Source organism: Streptomyces catenulae (assembly GCF_000718015.1).
GTDB classification, from domain to species: Bacteria; Actinomycetota; Actinomycetes; order Streptomycetales; family Streptomycetaceae; genus Streptomyces; species Streptomyces catenulae.
In genome coordinates this window covers 1-20,325 of the sequence record NZ_JODY01000027.1, presented here as the reverse complement: position 1 = coordinate 20,325, position 20,325 = coordinate 1, and the positions used below count along the sequence as shown (strand labels likewise).

Here is a 20,325-nt window from a genome sequence, read left to right as displayed (position 1 = left end):
GGCGGCGGCCCGCCGTACGGCCGGGTCACCCCGCCGTACGGCCCCCGGCCGCCGCCCGTCCGGTGCACCGCCGCGCCAGGAGCCCCCGGGCTCCGCAGACCGGAGAAACCATGACCCCCTCAGCAACCGCGACACCTGACGCCGCGCCGCCACCGGCCGCGGCCCCCGACTCCGCCGTCTCGGGGAAGGCCCGGCGCCCCGGCGACCGGATCTTCCTCGGGCTCTCCCGCGGATCCGGTATCGCCCTCCTGGTGATCATGGCGGCCATCGCCGCCTTCCTCACCTACCGGTCCGTGCTCGCGATATCCGGCGACCACGCCAACTTCTTCACCACCCTCGACTGGAACGCCACCGGCACCGAGCCCAAATTCGGCATCGCGGTCCTGGCGTTCGGCACCGTCGTCAGCGCCCTGATCGCGATGGTCATCGCGGTCCCGGTCGCGGTCGGCATCGCCCTCTTCATCTCGCACTACGCCCCCCGCAGGCTGGCCTCCCCGCTCGGCTACGTCATCGACCTGCTCGCCGCGGTGCCCAGCATCATCTACGGCCTGTGGGGCGCGCTCTTCCTCGTCCCGCACCTCGGCGGGCTCTACGGCTGGCTCGACGACTACCTCGGCTGGACCGGCGTCTTCAGCTACGGCGGCGGCGCCGCCCGCTCGCTGTTCACCGTCGGCATCCTGCTGGCGATCATGATCCTGCCGATCGTCACCAGCGTCAGCCGCGAGGTCTTCCTCCAGGCGCCGAGGATGCACGAGGAGGCGGCCCTGGCGCTCGGCGCCACCCGCTGGGAGGTCATCCGGATGTCGGTCCTCCCCTTCGGCCGCTCCGGCATCATCAGCGCCTCCATGCTGGGCCTGGGCCGGGCGCTCGGCGAGACGATGGCCGTCGCCACCGTCCTCTCCCCCAGCTTCCTGATCAACACCAGCCTGCTCGACCCGGGCGGCGGCACCTTCGCGCAGAACATCGCCGCGAAGTTCAGCGAGGCCGACACCTTCGGCCAGGACGCACTGATCGCCTCGGGCCTCGTCCTCTTCGTGATCACCCTGCTCGTCAACGGCGCGGCCCGCCTGATCATCGCCCGGCGCAAGGAGTACTCGTGAGCGACGTCATGACGGAACGGCAGGCCCTCGCCGAGCGGCCCGGCGGCGTGTCGAGCCTCTCCCTCAAGCAGGCCCGGCTCCCCCGCTGGACCCCGGCGGCCCTCGCCCTCGCCTCGGCCGCGATCGGCTGCGGCATCGGCCTCGGCGCCGGTCTGGACAGCCGTATCCAGTGGGGTCTGATCGCCGCGCTGGTCTTCGTGGTCGCCACCTTCGTGCTGTCCGCCGCCGTCGAAGGCGCCCGGCAGGCCAAGGACCGCCTCGCCACCGGCCTCGTCTGGATGGCCTTCCTGCTCGCCGTCATCCCGCTGGCCTCCCTGCTGTGGGAGACGGTCGTCCGCGGCAGCAAGGTCCTGGACGGCTACTTCCTCTCCCACTCGATGGGCACCCTGCCGGACGCGCTGCCCGGCGGCGGCATCTACCACGCGATCATCGGCACCCTGGAGCAGGTGGGCCTGGCCACCCTGATCGCCGCGCCGCTCGGCCTGTTCACCGCGATCTACCTGGTCGAGTACGGCCGCGGACGGCTCGCCAAGGCCGTCACCTTCTTCGTCGACGTGATGACCGGCATCCCGTCCATCGTCGCCGGACTCTTCATCCTCTCCGTCTGGATCCTGATCCTCGGCTTCGGCCCGTCCGGCTTCGCCGGGTCGATGGCGCTGGCGATCTTGATGGTCCCGGTCGTCGTCCGCTCCACCGAGGAGATGCTCAAGCTCGTCCCCAACGAGCTGCGCGAGGCGTCGCTGGCCCTGGGCGTGCCGAAGTGGCGCACCATCCTCAAGGTCGTCCTGCCGACGTCGATCGGCGGCATCACCACCGGCGTGATGCTGGCCGTCGCCCGGATCACCGGTGAGACCGCGCCGGTCATGCTGCTGGTGTGGGGCGCGAAGACGATCAACAACAACCCGTTCCAGGACGCCCAGCAGTCCCTGCCGCTCTACGTCTTCCAGCAGTGGCAGCAGGGCTCCGAGGCGTCGTACGACCGCGCCTGGGCCGCGGCCCTCGTCCTCATCGCCTTCGTGATGATCCTCAACCTGGTGGCCCGCGGCATCGCCCGCTGGAAGGCCCCCAAAACCGGCCGCTGACCGCGTCCCCAGAAAGAAGCAGTGATCCCCATGGCCAAGCGAATCGATGTCAGCGGCCTCTCCGCCTTCTACGGCAACCACAAGGCCATCGACGACATCTCCATGAGCGTCGAGCCCCGCTCGGTGACCGCCTTCATCGGCCCCTCCGGCTGCGGCAAGTCGACCTTCCTGCGCACCCTGAACCGGATGCACGAGGTCACCCCCGGCGGCCGCGTCGAGGGCAAGGTGCTCCTGGACGACGAGGACCTCTACGGCCCCGGCGTCGACCCGGTCGCGGTCCGCCGCACCGTCGGCATGGTCTTCCAGCGGCCCAACCCGTTCCCCACGATGTCGATCTTCGACAACGTCGCGGCCGGGCTGCGGCTCAACGGCACCACGAAGAAGAGCGATCTCACCGACATCGTCGAGCGGTCCCTCAAGGGCGCCAACCTCTGGAACGAGGTCAAGGACCGCCTCAACAAGCCCGGCTCCGGCCTCTCCGGCGGCCAGCAGCAGCGCCTGTGCATCGCCCGCGCCATCGCCGTCGAACCGCAGGTCCTGCTCATGGACGAACCCTGCTCCGCGCTGGACCCGATCTCCACGCTCGCCGTCGAGGACCTCATCGGCGAGCTGAAGGAGCGCTTCACGATCGTCATCGTGACGCACAACATGCAGCAGGCGGCGCGCGTCTCGGACCGTACGGCGTTCTTCAACCTCTCGGCCGTCGGGCAGCCCGGCACCCTCGTCGAGATCGACGACACCGAGCGGATCTTCTCCAACCCGTCCGTCCAGGCGACCGAGGACTACATCTCCGGCCGCTTCGGCTGAGCCGCCCGCCCGGCGGCCCCACCCGCGTCCTGCGGTGCTGCATGGCGGTGCCACCGCACGACGAAGGGCCCGCCCCCACATCGGGGGCGGGCCCTTTCCTTCGTACGGGTGCGCCGGGCAGGGGCCCGGCGCGGGTCAGCCGAAGGCCAGCTTGATCACCCAGTAGGCGGCCGCGGCCACGAGCGCCGCCGCCGGCATCGTGATGAACCAGCCCATCACGATGTTCTTGGCGACGCCCCAGCGCACCGCGCGCGGACCCTTGGTCGAGCCCACACCCATGATCGCGGAGGTGATGACGTGCGTGGTGGAGATCGGCGCGTGGAACATGAACGACGCGGTGTACATCACCGAAGCCGCCGTGGTCTCCGCGGCGAAGCCCTGCGGCGGGTCCAGCTCGATGATCCGCCGCCCCAGCGTCCGCATGATCCGCCAGCCACCCGCGTACGTACCGAGCGACAGCGTGATCGCACAGACCAGCTTCACCCAGACCGGGATGGCCGCGCTGGCGTCCTGGACATCGGCGATGACCAGCGCCATCACCACGACACCCATGGTCTTCTGCGCGTCCTGGAGACCGTGGCCGAGCGCCATGCCCGCCGCCGAGACGGTCTGCGCTATGCGGAAGCCCCGCTTGGCACGGTGCGGATTGGCGCCGCGGAACAGCCAGAGGATGACGACCATCACCAGATAGCCGAGCACCAGGCCGATGATCGGCGAGATGAACATCGGCAGGACGACCTTCTCGATCACCCCGGCCCAGATCACCTCGGTGCCCCCCGCGAGCGCCGCGCCGACCATGCCGCCGAAGAGTGCGTGGGAGGAGGACGACGGCAGTCCGAAGTACCAGGTGACGAGGTTCCAGACCACCGCGCCCAGCAGCGCGGCGAACAGGATCCCCATCCCCTTGCTGCCCTCGGGCGTGGAGATCAGCCCCTCGCTGACCGTCTTGGCGACCCCGCTGCCCAGAAAGGCACCGGCGAGGTTCATCACGGCGGCCATCGCCAGCGCCGCCCGTGGCGTCAGCGCCCGGGTCGACACCGAGGTGGCGATGGCGTTCGCCGAGTCGTGAAAGCCGTTGGTATATGTGAAACCGAGCGCGACCGCGATGGTCACGACGAGCGCGAAGGTGTCCATGGCCGGGGCTCAGGACTCCTTGACCGCGATGGTCTCGACGGTGTTGGCGACGTGCTCGAAGGCGTCGGCCGCCTCCTCGAGGATGTCCACGATCTGCTTGAGCTTCAGCACCTCGATGGCGTCGTACTTGCCGTTGAAGAGGTGCGCGAGCAGCTTGCGGTGGATCTGGTCGGCCTGGTTCTCCAGACGGTTGACCTCGATCCAGTACTCGGTGAGGTTCGACATCGTCCGCAGATTCGGCATCGCCTCGGCGGTCAGCTCGGCCGCCCGTGCCAGCACCTCGATCTGCTGCTCGACGCCCTTCGGCAGCTCCTCCACCTTGTAGAGGACGACGAGATCGACGGCCTCCTCCATGAAGTCCATGATGTCGTCGAGCGACGAGGCGAGGTTGTAGATGTCCTCGCGGTCGAAGGGGGTGATGAACGAGGAGTTCAGCTGGTGGAAGATCGCGTGAGTCGCGTCGTCCCCGGCGTGCTCCGCCGCCCGCATCCGTTCGGCGATCTCGGCCCGCGCGGAGGTGTCCGCCCCGAGCATTTCCATCAGGAGCTTCGAGCCGGTGACGATGTTGTCCGCGGATGCGGCGAACATGTCGTAGAAGCTCGTCTCCCTGGGGGTCAGACGAAAGCGCACGTGAAATCCTCGGGGTGCATCGGTTTCGGTCGAGTTGATGCTAGGCGCATCATCCAGCCACTGCTTACCAGCATTCCTTCAGTGTCGCGCATCGGGCAGCATGCTCTGCACGGGGTACCTCCGGTACCCGGAAAATTCGGTACCATATACCCACCAGGGGTATATGGATCGACGGGATACCACGGGAGACGGCCATGACGACCACGGACGCCGGTACGGACGGCACCACCGAAACCGCCCCGGCCACCCCCGCGCCCGCGCCGAAAACCGCCCCCCAGGGCGACCCGAACGCCGTCACCGACCACGACCGCGGCATCCACGGCTACGCCCACCAGAAGGACGCCCACCTCAAGAGATTGCGCCGGATCGAGGGCCAGATCCGCGGCCTCCAGCGCATGCTGGAGGAGGACGTCTACTGCATCGACATACTCACGCAGGTCTCGGCGAGCACGAAGGGCCTGCAGTCCTTCGGGCTCCAGCTCCTGGAGGAGCACCTGCGCCACTGCGTCGCCGACGCCGCGGTGCACGGTCCCGAGGCCATCGACGCCAAGGTCCAGGAAGCCACCAAGGCGATCGAGCGGATGCTCCGCACCTGAACCGCCCGGCGCCGCGACCGCCGGGTCACCGCTCGGCGGACCGCTCCCGCCGCCGTCCGTCGACATCCAGCAGCTCATCGATCCGGTCCGGGCTCAGCCGCTCCTCGCTCGCGGCCGCCGCGGCGATCATCAGCTCGCCGATCAGCTCGATCTCGACGAGGGCCACGCGGTCCTGAACCGTCGCGTCGCAGGTCACGGTCACGGACGACACCTTCCTTCGCGCGCCTCCCCCTCCGAGGCGGACACCGCCCAGCGTAGGGACGGCGCGCCCCGCCGCCCATGGCACGGAAGGACCATTTCCGCCACCCCCGCCCGGGTGGCGGGCCCTCCCCCGGACCGTTCCGGAGACGGCCGAAAACCGACGGTCAAAAACCCGATCCCCCGGGCCGACGGCCCCCGAGGAGCCACCCCGGAAGCCACCCCGGCGACCAACACGACGGACGGACCCGGCCCCCGCACCACCGACCCCGACGCCCGTACGCACGCGCCGCCCTGACAGCGCGTCACCTCACGGCCCGCGTCTCCCCCGTCACGCCCCCGAAGCCGCGATCCGCCCCGTGTAGATCGCCTCCCGCGGCGGCAGCGCCACCTCCGGGCGACGGCCGAAGTGGTCCAGTTCGGTCGTCGACGTCACCGCCGCACCGCGCCGCGACCCGTTGGCGAAGCGGTAGTGCTGACTGACCCGGCGCAGCCGCCCCGCCTCGTCCAGATAGACGTCGAACGGCACCCGCCGCGTGGTGAACCCTTTTTCCGCCGCCGTCAGCACCGGCCGGGTCCGCGCCGACGCCGCCCCGGCAGCCGCCACCAGATCCGCCGTCCCGCTGTAGTGCCGCACCGCGACCCCGTCGACCCGCGCCTCGCCCCGGTACGTCACCTCCCGCGCCCCCCGCAGCAGTTCGGCCGCGGCCAGCGGATCGGTGGCCCCGCCGGTGACGAGATTGCCGTCCGCGAGCCCCGTCGCATCGATCCGCACCCACTTGTCCGCGGGCACCCCGGCGCCGCGGTTCTTCATGTAGAGCGCGCCCGGCACCAGGATCTCGGTGACCGGCGGCCGCGGCCCACGCCCCTCGCCCGCCGCGTCCGGCAACGTCAGCCGCAGCCGCCCCGTCCCGCGCCGGAAGTCGTACTCACCGCTCCCCCGGATCGCCACCCGGGTGCCGCCGCTGACCGTCTCCATCGTCGAGGTGACCCGCGCCCCACCGGCCCGCAGCAGCGCATCGGCGCTGGCCCGCACCGCCCGCCCGGCCGCCGGGGAGTTCGCTCCCGGCAACCCGTCGGCCGACGCCCCGACCGCCGAACACCCCGCCGTCAGCAGCCCCGCCCCGCACACCAGCGCCGCGACGACCGCGCCCGTCTCCCGTCCGACCTGCGCCACCATCGCCTACGAGCCCCTTCGGCCGCTTCCCCTGGGCGGACCCGGAACAGCCGGTACGGAGCCGCCGATCGGACGCTCCGCGCACCGGCGGCCCGCATCGAGCGGCCCGTTCCGGACGGCCGGATTCCCACCGACCGCCCCGTTCAACGACCGTTCCCGGGGCCCGTCACGCCCCGCCACCCGGGGCGCGTAGCGTGGCGGGGTGACCGATCGCGCCCCGCACCCCCACCCGTCGGGCCCCTCCGTCCCCGGCCCCGCGCCCGCCGCCGACGACACGGCCGCCCACCACACCTCCACCTCCGAACGCGGCTCCTTCATCTCGGCGGGCTGCACCTGCGGCTGGCGCGGCGCCGCCCGCCGCGCCCGCTCCCAGGCCCGTACGGACGCCGAACGCCATCTGACGGCCGCCGCCCGACCGGAATGATCCGCCGCCCGGGAACCGTCCACCCCCCGGCCGCATCTGGGTAGGGAGAGAACGACGGCACCGGGCACCGGCGGCGCGCCGACCTGACGGCCCTTCGGGACCTGTCCGCGCCACCGGAGCGCCGCCCCCACGGCGGCGCCGGACGCCCGGCGCCGCACCCCTCGGCCACCGGCCGGACCCGTGGCCGTACGGGGACGCCGGATCACCACGAGGGGACATTCACCCATGAAGCGCCGCACACTCCTGCAAACCGGTGGCGGTCTCGCGGCCACCTCGGTCGCCTGGGCCACCGGCTGCACCACGAACGGCGCGGCCACCGGCTCCTCCGCCTCCGCGACGACGCCCGGCGGAGCGCTCACCGCCACCACCACCTCGGCCGCGAAACCGGCCGCCACCAAGGCCGGTTGGAGCGCCCTCGCCAAGAGCCTCGACGGCACCCTCATCCGCCCCTCCGACGCCGCGTACGCCTCGGCCGGACGGCTCTACAACACCCGTTACGACTCCCTGAAGCCGTCGGCGGTCGCCTATGTCGCGCACCCCTCGGACATCGCCGAGTGCCTCTCCTTCGCGCGCCGCTACCGCACCCCCGTCGCCATCCGCAGCGGTGGCCACTCCTACGCGGGCTACTCCAGCGGCGACGGCAAGCTCGTCATCGACGTCTCCAAGCTCGACAAGGTCGGCGCGCCCTCCGGCGGCGAGGTCACGATCGGCGCGGGCGCCAAGCTCATCGACATCTACACCGGGCTCGGCGCGCACGGCGTCACCCTGCCCGGCGGCTCCTGCCCGACCGTCGCGATATCCGGCCTCACCCTGGGTGGCGGACACGGCGTCACCTCCCGTGCGTACGGCCTGACCTGCGACTCCCTCGTCGGCGCGACGGTCGTCACGGCCGACGGCAAGACCGTCGAGTGCGACGCCTCGCACCACCCCGACCTCTTCTGGGCGCTGCGCGGCGCCGGCAACGGCAACTTCGGCGTCGTCACCGACCTCCGCTTCCGTACGCACCCCGCGCCGCGTTCGGTCATGGCGTACATGACGTGGCCGTGGGCGAAGGCGGCCAAGGTGCTGGGCTCCTGGCAGAAGTGGGGCCCCTCGCAGGCGGACGAGATATGGTCCGCCTGCCATCTGGACGCCCGCCCCGGCAACACCCCCGCCGTCTCCGTCGCCGCGTTCTCCATGGGCGGCTACCGCGACCTGCAGAACGCCGTCGACCGGCTCGCCGACCAGCCCGGCGGCCCGGGCCCCGCGGCCACCGTCCGGCTCACCCCCATCGACCATCTGGACGCGATGGAGGCGTACGCGGGCTGCTCCTCCAAGACAACGGCCCAGTGCCACGCCCCGGGCGCACTGCCCGGCCAGACCGCCCCGGGCCAGCTGGGCCGCGAAACGTACGCGGCACGCTCGCACTTCTACGACCGGCCGCTCTCCGCCTCCGGTGTCCAGACGGCCCTGGCGCAGATCGAGAACGGCGGCCACAAGGGCGTGACCGGCAATGTCGCCTTCACCGCGCTGGGCGGCGCGATCAACCGCGTCGGCGCCACCGACACCGCGTTCGTCCACCGCGGTTCGCGTTTCCTCGCGCAGTACCTGGCGTCCTGGCCGGCGGGCGGTCCGTCCGCCAACCGCACCGCCTGGCTCGATTCCTTCCACGGCGCGATGCGCCGCCACGCCTCCGGCGCCGCGTACCAGAACTACACCGACCCGTCCCTGACCGACTGGAAGTCCGCCTACTACGGACCGGCCACCGGCCGTCTGGACAAGGTCAAGCGGACGTACGATCCGCAGCGGCTGTTCAGCACGTTCCCGCAGGCGCTCTGAGCGAGGCACGGGACGCGGCCGGGCCCCGGGGTCCGGCCGCCCCGCCGTCAGGCCGCCAGGTCGCGTTCCGGTCCCTTGCCGCCGGGCAGCGCCGCACCGGCCGGAAGCGCCAGGTCGTCGCCCGCGTCCTGCGGCGCGTACCGCTCGCCGTAGGTCTCCGCGAACGTCCGCGCGTACGCCGCCTCGACCGCCGCCTCCGCGTCGGGCGTCCGCACCGTCTCCGGCACCCCGGGCGCCCGCACCAGCCGCCCCGCGCGCGAGCGGCCCAGCCGCGTCATCAGCGGCACCAGCACCGCCTGCGCGAGCGGTGCGAGCAGCAGCACCACGGCGGTGCCCAGCGCGAACCCGCCGACGACGTCCGTCGGGTAGTGCACGCCCAGATAGATCCGGCAGAACCCTTCGAGCAGCGCCAGCCCGATCCCGATCAGGCCGTAGGAGCGGCGGACGAGGAAGAGTCCGGCGCCGACCGCCATGGCGAGCGTCGCGTGGTCGCTGACGAACGAGAAGTCGGTCTTCCCCGGGACGAGGACCGCCAGCCCGGTCTGGTCGTGGAACGGGCGGGGGCGGCCGACGATGGTCCGGATCGGGATGTTGGCGAGCAGGGCGAGGCCGCCCGCGAGCGGCGCCCACACCAGCCCGGCGACCGCCGCGGGCGCCCCGGCGCGGCGCCGCACGGACCACCAGGCGAGCACGCACAGCACGGCGAGCGCGGCGAGGACGCCGTATTCGCCGAGATACTCCACCGTGTGGTTGACCCACCGGGGAGCATCCTTCGCGAGGCCGTTGATGCCGCCGAGCACGTCGGCATCCGGGTCCGGCCCCACCAGTGCGAGTCCAGCCATCTGCTGCGACCCCTTATCTTCCGCGCGCGCGAGCGCCGTGTATGTGCTGCCGACCCCCGTGGTCGTCCTGTGCCGCCGTACCGCCACACCGGGCGCGCCCCCACGTCCGGACCGCCCGACGCCAGAAGAACGCGCTCGTCACTGTGGTCGTTCCGCTCTCCACCGGAAGATCACCAGCCTGTTGTCCCAGCGTGACCCACCCCGGGCGCCGGGCGCCTCATGTTCACGCGGTGTTCGCAGCGGGCAGCGCTTTCGCGCCATCGGAGGTGACGCGGGTGGCGCCGATGTAGTCCGGCACATCGATCTTGTCGAAGCGGATCAGCGCGCCGGTGTGCGGCGCGTTGACCATGTAGCCGCCGCCGACGTAGATCCCGACGTGGTGGATCGACCGCGGGTCCGTCAGATCGTTGGCGAAGAAGACCAGATCGCCGGGGAGCAGCTCATCGCGCTTGGGGTGCGGACCGGCGTTCCACTGGTCGTTCGCCACCCGCGGCAGCTCTATGCCGACCGAGCGGTACGCGGCCTGTGTCAGCCCGGAGCAGTCGAACCGGCCGTTCTGCGCCGCGGTGCCCGTACCGCCCCACAGATACGGCGTGCCGAGCTTCGCCTGCGCGTAGTAGATCGCCGCGGCGGCCTGCTTCGACGGGGCGACCGGCGCGGTCGGCGCCTCGAAGCTCTTGGCGAGCGTGGTGATCGTCTTGACGTAGTTCTGCGTCTCACCGTAGGGCGGCACGCCGCTGTACTGGATGACGCGGTAGGCACCGGCGTTGTACGCGGCGAGCATGTTGTGCGTGGCGTCGCCCGGGGCGTCCTTCACGTACTGCGCCAGCTCACAGTCGTACGACGCGGCCGACGCGATGGCGTCCGCCGGATCCCAGATGTCCTTCTTGCCGTCGCCGTTGCCGTCGATGCCGTGGGTGGCCCAGGTGCCGGGGATGAACTGCGCCATGCCCAGCGCGTTCGCCGGGCTCTGCGCCTTGGGGTTCCAGCCGCTCTCCTGGTAGAGCTGCGCGGCCAGCAACGAGGGGCTTATCGCCGGGCAGAGCTGACCCCACTTCTGCACCAGCGCCTGGTACTCGGCGGGCACCGCGCCCTTGGCCAGCCCGAGCGCCCGCCCGCCGGCCCCACCGACCAGCCCGGCGGCCGCGGTGTACGTGCCGATCACGAGCAGCGCGATCAGGCCGAGCATCAGCCCCGCCCCGATACCGCCTGCAATCCAGAGTTTCCGCACGCCTCAACCCTCCCCCATCCGGGCCCACTTCGCCGCCGATTCCCCGCCACCCCTGGAAGTTCCCACCGCACGGCGGCGCACACCTCGGCGCAGGGGGCGCTCACCGGGGAGCGGCGTACGGCCGAGAGGCTACCGGCGCACCCGGCACCGCCTGAGCCCCGGGCGCCGCCCCACGGCCCGGACGCCCGCCGGTCGACAGCCGCCGACGGCCGGATCCCTGACGGTGCGAAACGGAACCACCCGGTCCCGCCCCGCGTCCCTCCTCCCGGGAGGGACGCACACCCCCGGACCTGCCCCGACGCCCCCACCTCGGCTCCCACCCGGCCCACCCACGGCCCCCCGCGCCGAGCACACCGGACACCCCGTATCGATAGACGCATTGATGGACGCATTTGATGGACGCATCGATGGACGCATCGATGGACTTCACTCCATCATTGCTCACGGTTATCATACGTGATACACACAGTGACATCACACGGGTTTCCCGGGTGACGCCGGTCGTCGCAGGGCCGATCCTCACCCCACCCCTACGAGATCCGCGCAAGAATGCCGCCAAGTCGACATCCGGTGGTGTCTTTGTCGGCGAAGATGGAGACTGACCCCTGTCAGATATTCAGGGGACCACAACTACCCATAAAGGGGCGGTGAGTTCAATGTTCATTGCGGCCGACAAGGGCGACATCAGCACCATCATCGGTGGAATCGCCCCGGACTGGGGCCCGTTCGGCACGCTGGGCCACGAGGCGCGCGTGATGGTCGAGGTCATCATGGCCGTCGCGATCCTGATCTGCCTGGGCATCGCCTTCTGGGGCGCCGCCAAGCAGCGGATCGGCGCCACCGCGCTCCGCGACACCTTCAGCGCCGAGCAGGGCAAGGGCCTGATCGTCGCCGGTCTCACCGGCGTCTTCATCATCGGCTCCCTCGGCACCCTCTTCACGATCGTCTACGGCATGGCCGTGTAGCGCGCCCTCGACGCCCGTCGGCCGCCCCTCCCGGCGGCCGACGGGCCGTCACCTCCCCCACCGCGCAGGCCCCGCGGCCCCCGCCGCGCGCCGCGCCCCGGGCCGGACCGCCACCGGCGCCCACCGCATGCGCCCCGTCCGCCGCCCCTGTGCCTCCATCCACCCCCCGACGGCCCCACCTCCCGCGCCGAGGCCCCATGCTGACGTCCGCTCACCCCTGCACGGCCGGACTCCCGGTCCACCCCGGCACGCCCGCGACCAGCGGACCGGTTGGGGCGGCCACCCCGTGGGGACAGGTCCGTCCGGAAGGAAGAAGGCCACGGCGGGAGGCGGTGAAGCGGGTGCACACCAAGGGGATAAAAGCCGCACAGTCTCCCATTCACCCACACCGCCCAGCAGCTGAGGACCCGTCACGGTGAGATGTACTCGTACCACTTCACCCGAGCCGCCAACCGCGCGGCTACGGTCATACGAGGGCGGCCCCACAACGGCGGGGACGGCGACGACGGCGGAGACGGCAATGGCGGTTGAGGGGGCACGTACGCGATGAGTACCAGCGACGACGGCTACGGCGGCGACTACACGAGTCCCACCGGCCAGACCCGCACCAGACTTCCGGAGAGCGAGGGCGACACCTACGGATCGGGGCGCCGCTCCCGCTCCGGGCTCTCCAGCCGCAACCTCGTCGCCGTCGTCGGTGTGGTGGTCCTCCTCATCGCCGCCATCGCCTTCGCCAACCGCGGCTCCGGCTCCGACCCCGCCACCGACACCGCGGACGGCGCCCCCAAGAACGGCCCCGCCGCCCAACCCACCGCCCCCACCGGCACCGACCCGGTGACGGACAAGAACGGCACCATCGCCAAGGGCTTCGCCAAGACCCAGCAGGGGGCGCAGTCGGCGGCGGCGAATTATGCGGTGGCGCTGGGATCCTCCGACATGTTCGACGACCAGAAGCGCCACCAGATCGTCAGCGCGGTCATGGCGCCTTCCGTCGTCGGCACGTTCCAGAAGGATCTCGACCACGCCTACACGTCCGACGCCCGCAAGGCCGTCGGCCTGAAGCCGGACGGCAGCGTCCCCTCGGGCATGACCTTCATCTCCCGCACCATCCCCATCGGCACCAAGGCCACGGCCTACGCCGACGACGGGGCCACCGTCGACGTGTGGTGCACGGGGCTCCTCGGCATGGCGGGCAGCGGCTCCACCAAGCCGGTGACCACCACGTGGTTCACCGTCACGATGAAGCTGACCTGGACCGGCAAGGACTGGAAGGCCGTTTCCCAGACGCAGAAGAACGGCCCGGCACCGGTCAGTGGGGACGTCCCCGCATCCGGAGCGAAGGAGATCGCAGGTGCGGTCGAAGGGTTTGGAGGGTTCACCTATGCCCGGTAACAGCCGCCGCGCGTTCTCGGTCGTCTCGGTTCTCGCCGCGGTTCAGACCGCGGTGTTCATGTGCGCCACCCGCGTCATGGCCGCCCCCGGCCCCGATCCGTCACCGACAAGGGAACGCTGCAGCATCCTCAGCGGCCCTGCCAAGGAGAACTGCGAACAGAACGCACCGGGCAGCGGCAGCACGACACCGAGCACCCCGTTCGACAACAACCCCCTGGACCCCCTCACCTCCCTCGCCAAGGGCTGTGCCAAGGCCGCCGCCTGGATCGTCGACAAGCTGGCCGACGCCGTGAAGGCGACCTCGCAGGTCGACTTCACCAACTCCGCGTTCCTGCGCCAGTACGCCGTCGTCTTCGCCGCCTCGACCGTCCTCACCCTCGTCCTGTGGCTGCTCGCCGTCGCCAAGCGCGCCGTGCGGGGTGTCCGGCTGACGGAGGCGATCAGCGAGGCGGTCGGGTTCCTCTGGCTGACCGTGCTCGCCTCCGCGTTCACGCCGCTGATCCTCTACACCGTGGTCTCCGCGACCGACAGCATCACCGAGATCATCGCGAAGGGCACCGGGGCGAAGACCGACACCTTCTTCGGGGCGTTCTCCGCGGCGCTGACCAAGGGCACCGACATCGGCGGCGGCCCGATCATGCTGATCGTCGTCTCGCTGGTCTCGGTGCTCGCCGCCGGTGTGCTCTGGCTGGAGTTGGTGATCCGCGCCGCGCTGCTGTACGTCGGCGCGCTGCTCGGCACCGTCGTCTACGCCGGGCTCGTCGACAAGAACATGTGGGGCCACGTCCGCCGCTGGGCCGGGATCATGATCGCGGTGATCATGGTGAAACCGGTGATCGTGATCGTCCTCGGCATCGCCGGTGCGCTCTCCTCCGACGAGGGCCCCAACGCCTTCTCCGCCGTCGTCTCCGGCCTCGCCATCATCGTCCTCGCGATCTTCGCCAGCGCGGTGATCTACCGCTTCGTCCCCGGCTTCGGCGACGAGATGGTCTCCGCGCGGACGAACAAGGGGCGCGCCACCGACGGCAGTCAGGCGGCCGCCATGGTCTCCTCCCCCGCCGCCCTCGTCTCCCAGGGCATCAAGACCCACAGCAGCCGCAAGTCCGACGGCGGCGGCCAGTCCCAGAGCGGCGGCGGCCAGTCCCCGGCGGGCGGCGTGGCCGGCGGCGTCGCCGCCCACAGCTCCCGCACCGCCCCACCGGCCCCCCGTACCAACCCCGGCTCCGGCGCCCCCGGCGGCTCCCGCACCGGCAAGTCAGCAGGAGGTGAGGGGCGGTGACCACCCCCCATCCGATCGCGCCCCGCAGGACGTACCTGATCGGCCGCGCCCGGCCCAACGCCGTCATCGGCAAGAACCGCGAGACCGGCGAGATCGCCCTGATCATCGTCTGCGCCTTCCTCGGCATGGTCGGCGGCCTGGCGATCAAGGTCCTGGCGATGCGGATCATCGCCCTCACCGCCTTCCCGATGCTGGGCCTGGCCGCCGTGTACGTCCCGTACAAGGGCCGCACGTTCTACAAGTGGTTCGAGATCCGGCGCAGCTACCGCCGCACCCTCCGCCGCGGCACCGCCTACCGTTCCACCGCCGCCGAGGCGGGCACCCGGCTCGACGGACGCGAGGTGGAGATCGGCCCGCCGCCCGGCATCGGCCGTATCAACTGGCTCGCCGCCCCCTTCGGCCCCGACGAGATCGCCGTCCTCCTCCACGCCGACCGCCGCACCGTCACCGCCGCCATCGAGATCGAGGGCCCCGGCGTCGGGCTGCGCGACAGCGAGGACCAGGAAGCACTGGTCGACCGCTTCGGCACGCTGCTCAAGCACGTCGCCAACGGTGACGGCTTCGTCACCCGCCTCCAGATGCTGGCCCGCACCCTGCCCGCCGACCCGGACGCGCACGCCAAGGACGTCGCCCAGCGCGGCGACACCGCCTCCCCCGCCTGGCTCCAGGAGTCGTACGACCAGCTCCAGTCGATGGTCTCCACCTCCTCCGAGCAGCACCGCGCCTACCTCGTCGCCTGTATGCACTACGACCGCGAGCTGGCCGCCGAGGCGATGACGATGGCCCGCGCCGCGGCCGCCCAGCGCGGCGGTCCGGGCCGCGGCAAGCTCGACCGCGACGCCGGTCTCGCCGTCGTCATGGCCCGCGAGCTGACCGACATCTGCGCCCGCCTCGCCGAGGCCGACATCCGCGTCCGCCAACCGCTCGGCCAGGCCCGCCTCGCCTCCCTCGTGCACTCCATGTACGACCCGGACCACCCCATCGACCACATCCAGGCGATGAGCAAGCGCAACGCCTGGCCCGCCGAGCTGGACGCGGTGGAGCCGACGTACCTCCAGGCCAAGACCCGCGAGTCGACCACCCGCGCCCCCTGGTGCCACGCCACCGCCTGGATCAAGGAGTGGCCGCTGACCCCGGTCGGCGTCAACTTCCTCGCCCCGCTGCTGGTCCACACCCCCGACGTCATCCGCACCGTCGCGGTCTGCATGGACCTGGAGCCCACCGAGATCGCCATCGAGCGGATGCTGACGGAGAAGACCAACGACGACGCCGAGGCCAGCCGCGCCGCGAAGATGAACCGCGTCGTCGACCCCCGCGACGTCGCCCACCACGGCCGCGTCGACCAGCGCGGCGAGGACCTCGCCTCCGGAGCCGCCGGGGTCAACCTCGTCGGCTATCTGACGGTCTCCTCCCGCTCGCCCGAGGCGCTCGCCCGCGACAAGCGCACCATCCGCGCCTCGGCCGGAAAGTCCTATCTCAAGCTGGAGTGGTGCGACCGCGAGCACCACCGGGCGTTCGTCAACACCCTGCCGTTCGCGACCGGAATCCGCCGCTAAGCCGCTGGGAGGCGCGTACGTCATGGCCATGCTCGATCCGCTCGGAGCGCTCACCGACGCCTTCACCACCTTCCTGTTCGGGAAGGTGGAGACGACGCGGCTGCCCGTACGCACCTCCACCGGGCAGGCGCAGGCCGTCTACCTGCCCACCGCCGCCCCCGGCCTCGGTGACTCCGGCGTCATCATCGGCCGCGAGGTCTACAGCGGCAAGGGCTACATCTACGACCCCTTCCAGCTCTACGGCCAGCAGCTCCCGGCCCCGCACTGGCTGGTCCTCGGCGAGTCCGGCAACGGCAAGTCCGCGCTGGAGAAGACGTACGTACTGCGCCAGCTCCGCTTCCGCGACCGGCAGGTCGTCGTCCTCGACGCACAGGGCGAGGACGGCGTCGGCGAGTGGAATCTCATCGCCGAACAGCTCGGCATCACCCCCATCCGCCTCGACCCGACCGCCGCCCTCAACGGCGGCATCCGCCTCAACCCGCTCGACCCGTCGATCACCACCACCGGCCAGCTCGCGCTGCTGCGGACGATCATCGAGGTCGCGATGGGCCGCGGTCTGGACGAGCGCTCCGGCTTCGCCCTCAAGGTCGCCCACTCCACCGTCCTCGGCGAGTTCGGCGACGGAGGCGACGACTCCGGCGCGCCCCGCCAGCCCGTCCTCACCGACATCGTCGAGCAGCTGCGCCACCCGGAGGCCGAGGCCGCCGAGGCGATGAATGTCGACATAGACGATGTCCGGGCATGGGGCCTGGACGTCGCCCTCGTCCTCGACCGCCTCGTCGACGGTGACCTGCGCGGCATGTTCGACGGCCCGACGACCGCCGGCATCGACCTCGACGCCCCGCTGATCGTCTTCGACCTCTCGCACATCGACCGCAACTCCATCGCCATGCCGATCCTCATGGCAATCGTCGGCGTGTGGCTGGAGCACACCTGGATCCGCCCGGACCGCAAGAAGCGCATCTTCCTGGTGGAGGAGGCGTGGCACATCATCAACTCCCCCTTCGTCGCGCAGCTCTTCCAGCGCCTGCTGAAGTTCGGCCGCCGCCTCGGCCTCTCCTTCGTCGCCGTCGTCCACCACCTCAGCGACGTCGTCGACGGCGCCGCCGCCCGCGAGGCCGCCGCCATCCTCAAGATGGCCTCCACCCGCACGATCTACGCCCAGAAAGCCGACGAGGCCCGCGCCACCGGCCAGGTCCTCGGCCTGCCCCGCTGGGCCGTCGAGATCATCCCGACCCTGACCCCCGGCATCGCCGTCTGGGACGTCAACGGCAACGTCCAGGTCGTCAAACACCTCATCACCGAGGCGGAACGCCCGCTGGTCTACACCGACCGCGCGATGACCGAGGCGTCCGAGGTCTCCGCCGCCTCCGCCCTCCCCACCGACGAGGCCCGCGCCCTGGAGGCCGCCGCCGACGCCGAGGCGGAACAGCGCGCCGAAGCGCTGGCCCTGGCCCGCCAGCTCCACGGCGAGTCGAGCGAGACGGTGGCGTGACCCCGCCCCCCGACCCGACCGGCCACCCGGGGGCGTACGACAACGGCTACGCGCCCCCCGGCGGCCCGTACGGCCACGACCCACGCGGCGGCCAACCGGGCGCGTACGACGAGCGGTCCGGGGCGTACGACGACCGGTACGCCCCCGGCCCACGCGGCCCCCGGCCCGGCCGCGGCCCACGCCAGCACGGCGGCGTCCCGGACTCCCTGCTCATCGGGCTGCTCCTCTTCCTCCTCGGTCTGAGCGTCCTGATCTGGACCGCGACCGGCCTCGCCGGACTCCTCAGCCACGGCGCCTGGCCCGACGGCGTCACCTACTCCGGCACCCCCACGGCCCTGCGCCACCTCGTCACCGACCCCCACGACCTCCCCGGCGCCTGGCCCGGCACCCCCAAGGCCCAACTCTCCGGCTACGGCCTCTTCTGGGGCCTCCTCGTCGGCCAGCTGATGGTCCTCCTGGTCCTGACCCTCTTCACCCTGGGCACCCTCACCCGCTACCGCGCCCTCCGCCGGGCCCGCCGCGCAGGAACCCTCCCGGGCCCGTCGAAACAACCCCCTACGGGCCCGGCCGCACAACCGGCCCCTGTCGCCCCGGGGCCCGCGTCGATCCCTGACCCGTCTCCGGGTACGACCCCGGGGCCCGCGTCGACCCCTGACCCAGGCTCAGATACCCGTACGGGTACGGCTCCCGGCGCCCCCACCGACCCGGCTTCCCTCGCCGAATCGGCCCCCGCCGTCACGGGCACCGCCCTTGGCGCCACGGGCACCGCGACCCCCGGCACCGCCGCGACCGCCCTCGCCACCACCACGCTCCCCGGCCCGACCACAGCCGCCCTCAGCGCCCCTACGGGCACCACTCCCGGCACGAGCACGCCCACCGGCACCGGCACCGCCGAAGCCCCCGCCGTCGCCCTGGCCGCCACCGCGGCCACCGCGGCGCCCCTCACCACCGCGGCCACCGAACCCGCCCTCCCCCGCCTGCACTTCGGCGCCGACCGGTCCGCCGCCACCGCCGCCGCGCTGACCACCGTCACCGCCGCGCCGGGCCCCGTCGTCCTCGCGACCACCGACCCGTCGCTCTGGTCGGCCACCAAGGACACCCGCGCCAAGCTCGGCCCGGTCCTCGCCTACGACCCGGCGCACCGCCTCGACACCCCGTCCCGGCTCCGCTGGTCCCCGACGACCGGCTGCGAGGACCTCGCCACCGCCACCACCCGCGCCGCCGCGCTGCTCGCCCCCGTACAGCCGCACAGCACCCTGGACGCGGCCGTCGCCGACGCCGCCCGGACGCTGCTCCGCTGCTGGCTGCACGCCGCCGCGGTGGACGGACGCCCCTTCCGCCAGCTGCACCGCTGGGCGCACGCCACCGGCGGCGCCCAGGAACCGGTCCGCATCCTGCGCACCGACCCGAAGTGCGCCGCCGGTCAGGCAGGCGAACTGGAATCGGTGCTGACCGCCCACCCCGAACGCCGCGACCGCGCGAAGGACTTGGCGGGCCGCGCCCTGTCCGCCCTCGGCTCGGTCCACATCCGCGACGCCTGCAACGCCCAGCGCCCCGACACCCTCGCCCTCGACGCCTTCCTCGACGAGGGCGGCACCCTCTACGTCGTCGGCGACGCGCTGGAGGACCCGCGCACCGACCCGGGCGCGATGCCCCTGCTCACCGCGCTCCTGACACACGTCGTCGAACACGCCCGTCGGCTCGCCGCCCGCACCGCCACCGGCCGCCTCGACCCGCCGCTCACCCTCGTACTGGACGACATCGCCGCCCTGGCCCCGCTGCCCGCCCTGCCGGACCTGCTCCGCACGGACCCGGCCCGCGGCCTGCTCACCCTCGCCACGATGCGCTCCCCGGAACAGGCCCGCGCCCGCTGGCCCCACGCCGACCTGCCCCTCTGAGCCATACGGCCCCGGCGAGCGGGCACCCGCCTACAGCCGGGTCAGCGCCATCTCCCGCTCGACGGCCGCCGGATTCCTCGGATCCGCCGCGGTCCGCCCCGTCGGCGCGAACCCCAGCGCCCGGTACAGCCCCTCCGCCGAAGCGTTCTCCTCGTGCACCCACACCCGTACGCGGGCCACGACCGGCTCCGACAGACTCCACGACCAGCCGAGCGCCGCCTCGAACAGCTCCCGCGACAGCCCCGTCCCCCGGTGCTCGGGCCGTACGTACACCGCGACGACCTCCGTCTGCGGCACCTCGGCCCCCTCGACCAGCCGCACCACGACCATCCCGCCCCAGCTGCCGTCCGGCCCCTCGCCGATGAGCGTCCGCGTGCTCCCGCTCTCGTCGTTACGTGCGGTGTGCCGCCGCCAGTACTCCTCCGGCTGCGCCGCCGCCTCCTCGAACGTCTGGTGAAACGCCATCCGCGCCGCGGGATCAGCCAGCGCCGCCAGCCTCAGCTCTTTGAGCCGCTTCCACTCGTCCGCCGTCACCGGCCTGATCAGGTACGCCATCGCCTCAGCATCGCAGCGCCCGCCCCCGCAGACCAGCGAAATCCGGACCCTGAACGCAAAAATGCTCCGGTCCCCGGAAACCATCACTGGTTTCCGGGGACCGGAGCGTAAAAATTGTTCGGCGGCGTCCTACTCTCCCACAGAGT

At 72.1% G+C, this 20,325-nt stretch carries 20 protein-coding genes; 13 read left to right on the top strand and 7 right to left on the bottom strand.

Annotated elements, in window-relative coordinates; all coding sequences use genetic code 11:
• Positions 1 to 110 precede the first annotated feature (110 nt).
• Genes pstC through pstB form a run of 3 tightly spaced genes read left to right on the top strand, consistent with a single transcriptional unit; the run spans position 111 to position 2,989 of the window.
• Complete coding sequence (gene pstC / locus IF23_RS0121880; RefSeq protein ID WP_030286228.1) at positions 111 to 1,100, top strand: phosphate ABC transporter permease subunit PstC; 990 nt, start codon at positions 111 to 113, stop codon at positions 1,098 to 1,100.
• Positions 1,097 to 2,182: a phosphate ABC transporter permease PstA gene (gene pstA / locus IF23_RS0121875; protein ID WP_425423866.1), complete on the top strand. Its 1,086-nt coding sequence runs from the start codon at positions 1,097 to 1,099 to the stop codon at positions 2,180 to 2,182. Before pstC ends, pstA begins: the two co-directional genes overlap by 4 nt.
• Positions 2,183 to 2,212: 30 nt before the next feature.
• On the top strand, positions 2,213 to 2,989 hold the full coding sequence (pstB, locus tag IF23_RS0121870; RefSeq protein WP_030286224.1) for a phosphate ABC transporter ATP-binding protein PstB: 777 nt from the start codon (positions 2,213 to 2,215) through the stop codon (positions 2,987 to 2,989).
• A gap of 135 nt (positions 2,990 to 3,124) precedes the next feature.
• On the opposite strand, the gene IF23_RS0121865 is transcribed toward pstB, so the two are convergent.
• Together IF23_RS0121865 and IF23_RS0121860 are read right to left on the bottom strand one after the other, a co-directional pair.
• The gene (locus IF23_RS0121865; RefSeq protein ID WP_030286222.1) at positions 3,125 to 4,123 is read right to left on the bottom strand and encodes an inorganic phosphate transporter; all 999 of its coding nucleotides are present in this window, start codon (positions 4,121 to 4,123) and stop codon (positions 3,125 to 3,127) included.
• 9 nt (positions 4,124 to 4,132) lie between these two features.
• Positions 4,133 to 4,753, bottom strand: a complete 621-nt coding sequence (locus IF23_RS0121860) for a DUF47 domain-containing protein (RefSeq protein WP_030286220.1) — start codon at positions 4,751 to 4,753, stop codon at positions 4,133 to 4,135.
• Between the two features lie 194 nt (positions 4,754 to 4,947).
• Here IF23_RS0121860 and IF23_RS0121855 point away from each other — a divergent pair, with 194 nt between their 5' ends.
• Positions 4,948 to 5,349, top strand: coding sequence for a metal-sensitive transcriptional regulator (locus tag IF23_RS0121855; RefSeq protein ID WP_030286217.1), 402 nt, complete (start codon positions 4,948 to 4,950; stop codon positions 5,347 to 5,349).
• Between the two features lie 25 nt (positions 5,350 to 5,374).
• Here the strand turns inward: IF23_RS0121855 and IF23_RS34520 are convergent, their stop codons facing one another.
• Together IF23_RS34520 and IF23_RS0121845 are read right to left on the bottom strand one after the other, a co-directional pair.
• On the bottom strand, positions 5,375 to 5,560 hold the full coding sequence (locus IF23_RS34520; protein WP_386459375.1) for a hypothetical protein: 186 nt from the start codon (positions 5,558 to 5,560) through the stop codon (positions 5,375 to 5,377).
• Positions 5,561 to 5,878: 318 nt separating this feature from the next.
• Positions 5,879 to 6,727, bottom strand: a complete 849-nt coding sequence (locus IF23_RS0121845) for an SCO4651 family lipoprotein (protein WP_030286213.1) — start codon at positions 6,725 to 6,727, stop codon at positions 5,879 to 5,881.
• A 199-nt stretch (positions 6,728 to 6,926) separates the two neighbouring features.
• On the opposite strand from IF23_RS0121845, the gene IF23_RS31520 reads away from it, so the two are divergent.
• Complete coding sequence (locus tag IF23_RS31520; protein ID WP_037679192.1) at positions 6,927 to 7,148, top strand: hypothetical protein; 222 nt, start codon at positions 6,927 to 6,929, stop codon at positions 7,146 to 7,148.
• Between the two features lie 225 nt (positions 7,149 to 7,373).
• Positions 7,374 to 8,966, top strand: a complete 1,593-nt coding sequence (locus IF23_RS0121835; protein ID WP_030286212.1) for an FAD-binding oxidoreductase — start codon at positions 7,374 to 7,376, stop codon at positions 8,964 to 8,966.
• 47 nt (positions 8,967 to 9,013) lie between these two features.
• On the opposite strand, the gene IF23_RS0121830 is transcribed toward IF23_RS0121835, so the two are convergent.
• Together IF23_RS0121830 and IF23_RS0121825 are read right to left on the bottom strand one after the other, a co-directional pair.
• A complete protein-coding gene (locus IF23_RS0121830; RefSeq protein ID WP_078654161.1) occupies positions 9,014 to 9,808 on the bottom strand; it encodes a phosphatase PAP2 family protein in 795 nt (264 codons plus the stop codon).
• Between the two features lie 223 nt (positions 9,809 to 10,031).
• Positions 10,032 to 11,039 (bottom strand): C40 family peptidase, encoded by a 1,008-nt coding sequence (locus IF23_RS0121825; protein WP_037679188.1) that lies wholly within the window; start codon positions 11,037 to 11,039, stop codon positions 10,032 to 10,034.
• Positions 11,040 to 11,434: 395 nt separating this feature from the next.
• Between IF23_RS0121825 and IF23_RS34140 the strand changes: the two genes are divergently transcribed.
• The 7 genes from IF23_RS34140 to IF23_RS0121795 all read left to right on the top strand — a co-directional run bounded on the left by IF23_RS34140 (position 11,435) and on the right by IF23_RS0121795 (position 19,624).
• Positions 11,435 to 11,641 carry a hypothetical protein gene (locus IF23_RS34140; RefSeq protein ID WP_157848054.1) on the top strand — a complete coding sequence of 69 codons (207 nt, stop codon included), beginning with the start codon at positions 11,435 to 11,437 and terminating at the stop codon, positions 11,639 to 11,641.
• A gap of 54 nt (positions 11,642 to 11,695) precedes the next feature.
• Complete coding sequence (locus IF23_RS0121820; protein ID WP_030286206.1) at positions 11,696 to 12,004, top strand: hypothetical protein; 309 nt, start codon at positions 11,696 to 11,698, stop codon at positions 12,002 to 12,004.
• A 546-nt stretch (positions 12,005 to 12,550) separates the two neighbouring features.
• Positions 12,551 to 13,396: a DUF8175 domain-containg protein gene (locus IF23_RS0121815; RefSeq protein ID WP_030286204.1), complete on the top strand. Its 846-nt coding sequence runs from the start codon at positions 12,551 to 12,553 to the stop codon at positions 13,394 to 13,396.
• Positions 13,386 to 14,675 (top strand): hypothetical protein, encoded by a 1,290-nt coding sequence (locus IF23_RS0121810; RefSeq protein ID WP_030286202.1) that lies wholly within the window; start codon positions 13,386 to 13,388, stop codon positions 14,673 to 14,675. Before IF23_RS0121815 ends, IF23_RS0121810 begins: the two co-directional genes overlap by 11 nt.
• Positions 14,672 to 16,231, top strand: coding sequence for an SCO6880 family protein (locus IF23_RS0121805; protein WP_030286201.1), 1,560 nt, complete (start codon positions 14,672 to 14,674; stop codon positions 16,229 to 16,231). Before IF23_RS0121810 ends, IF23_RS0121805 begins: the two co-directional genes overlap by 4 nt.
• A 28-nt stretch (positions 16,232 to 16,259) precedes the next feature.
• Complete coding sequence (locus IF23_RS0121800; RefSeq protein ID WP_030286199.1) at positions 16,260 to 17,726, top strand: ATP-binding protein; 1,467 nt, start codon at positions 16,260 to 16,262, stop codon at positions 17,724 to 17,726.
• Positions 17,723 to 19,624 (top strand): type IV secretory system conjugative DNA transfer family protein, encoded by a 1,902-nt coding sequence (locus IF23_RS0121795; protein ID WP_245655054.1) that lies wholly within the window; start codon positions 17,723 to 17,725, stop codon positions 19,622 to 19,624. Before IF23_RS0121800 ends, IF23_RS0121795 begins: the two co-directional genes overlap by 4 nt.
• 30 nt (positions 19,625 to 19,654) lie before the next feature.
• On the opposite strand, the gene IF23_RS0121790 is transcribed toward IF23_RS0121795, so the two are convergent.
• Positions 19,655 to 20,179, bottom strand: a complete 525-nt coding sequence (locus IF23_RS0121790) for a GNAT family N-acetyltransferase (protein ID WP_030286196.1) — start codon at positions 20,177 to 20,179, stop codon at positions 19,655 to 19,657.
• Positions 20,180 to 20,325: the final 146 nt, after the last annotated feature.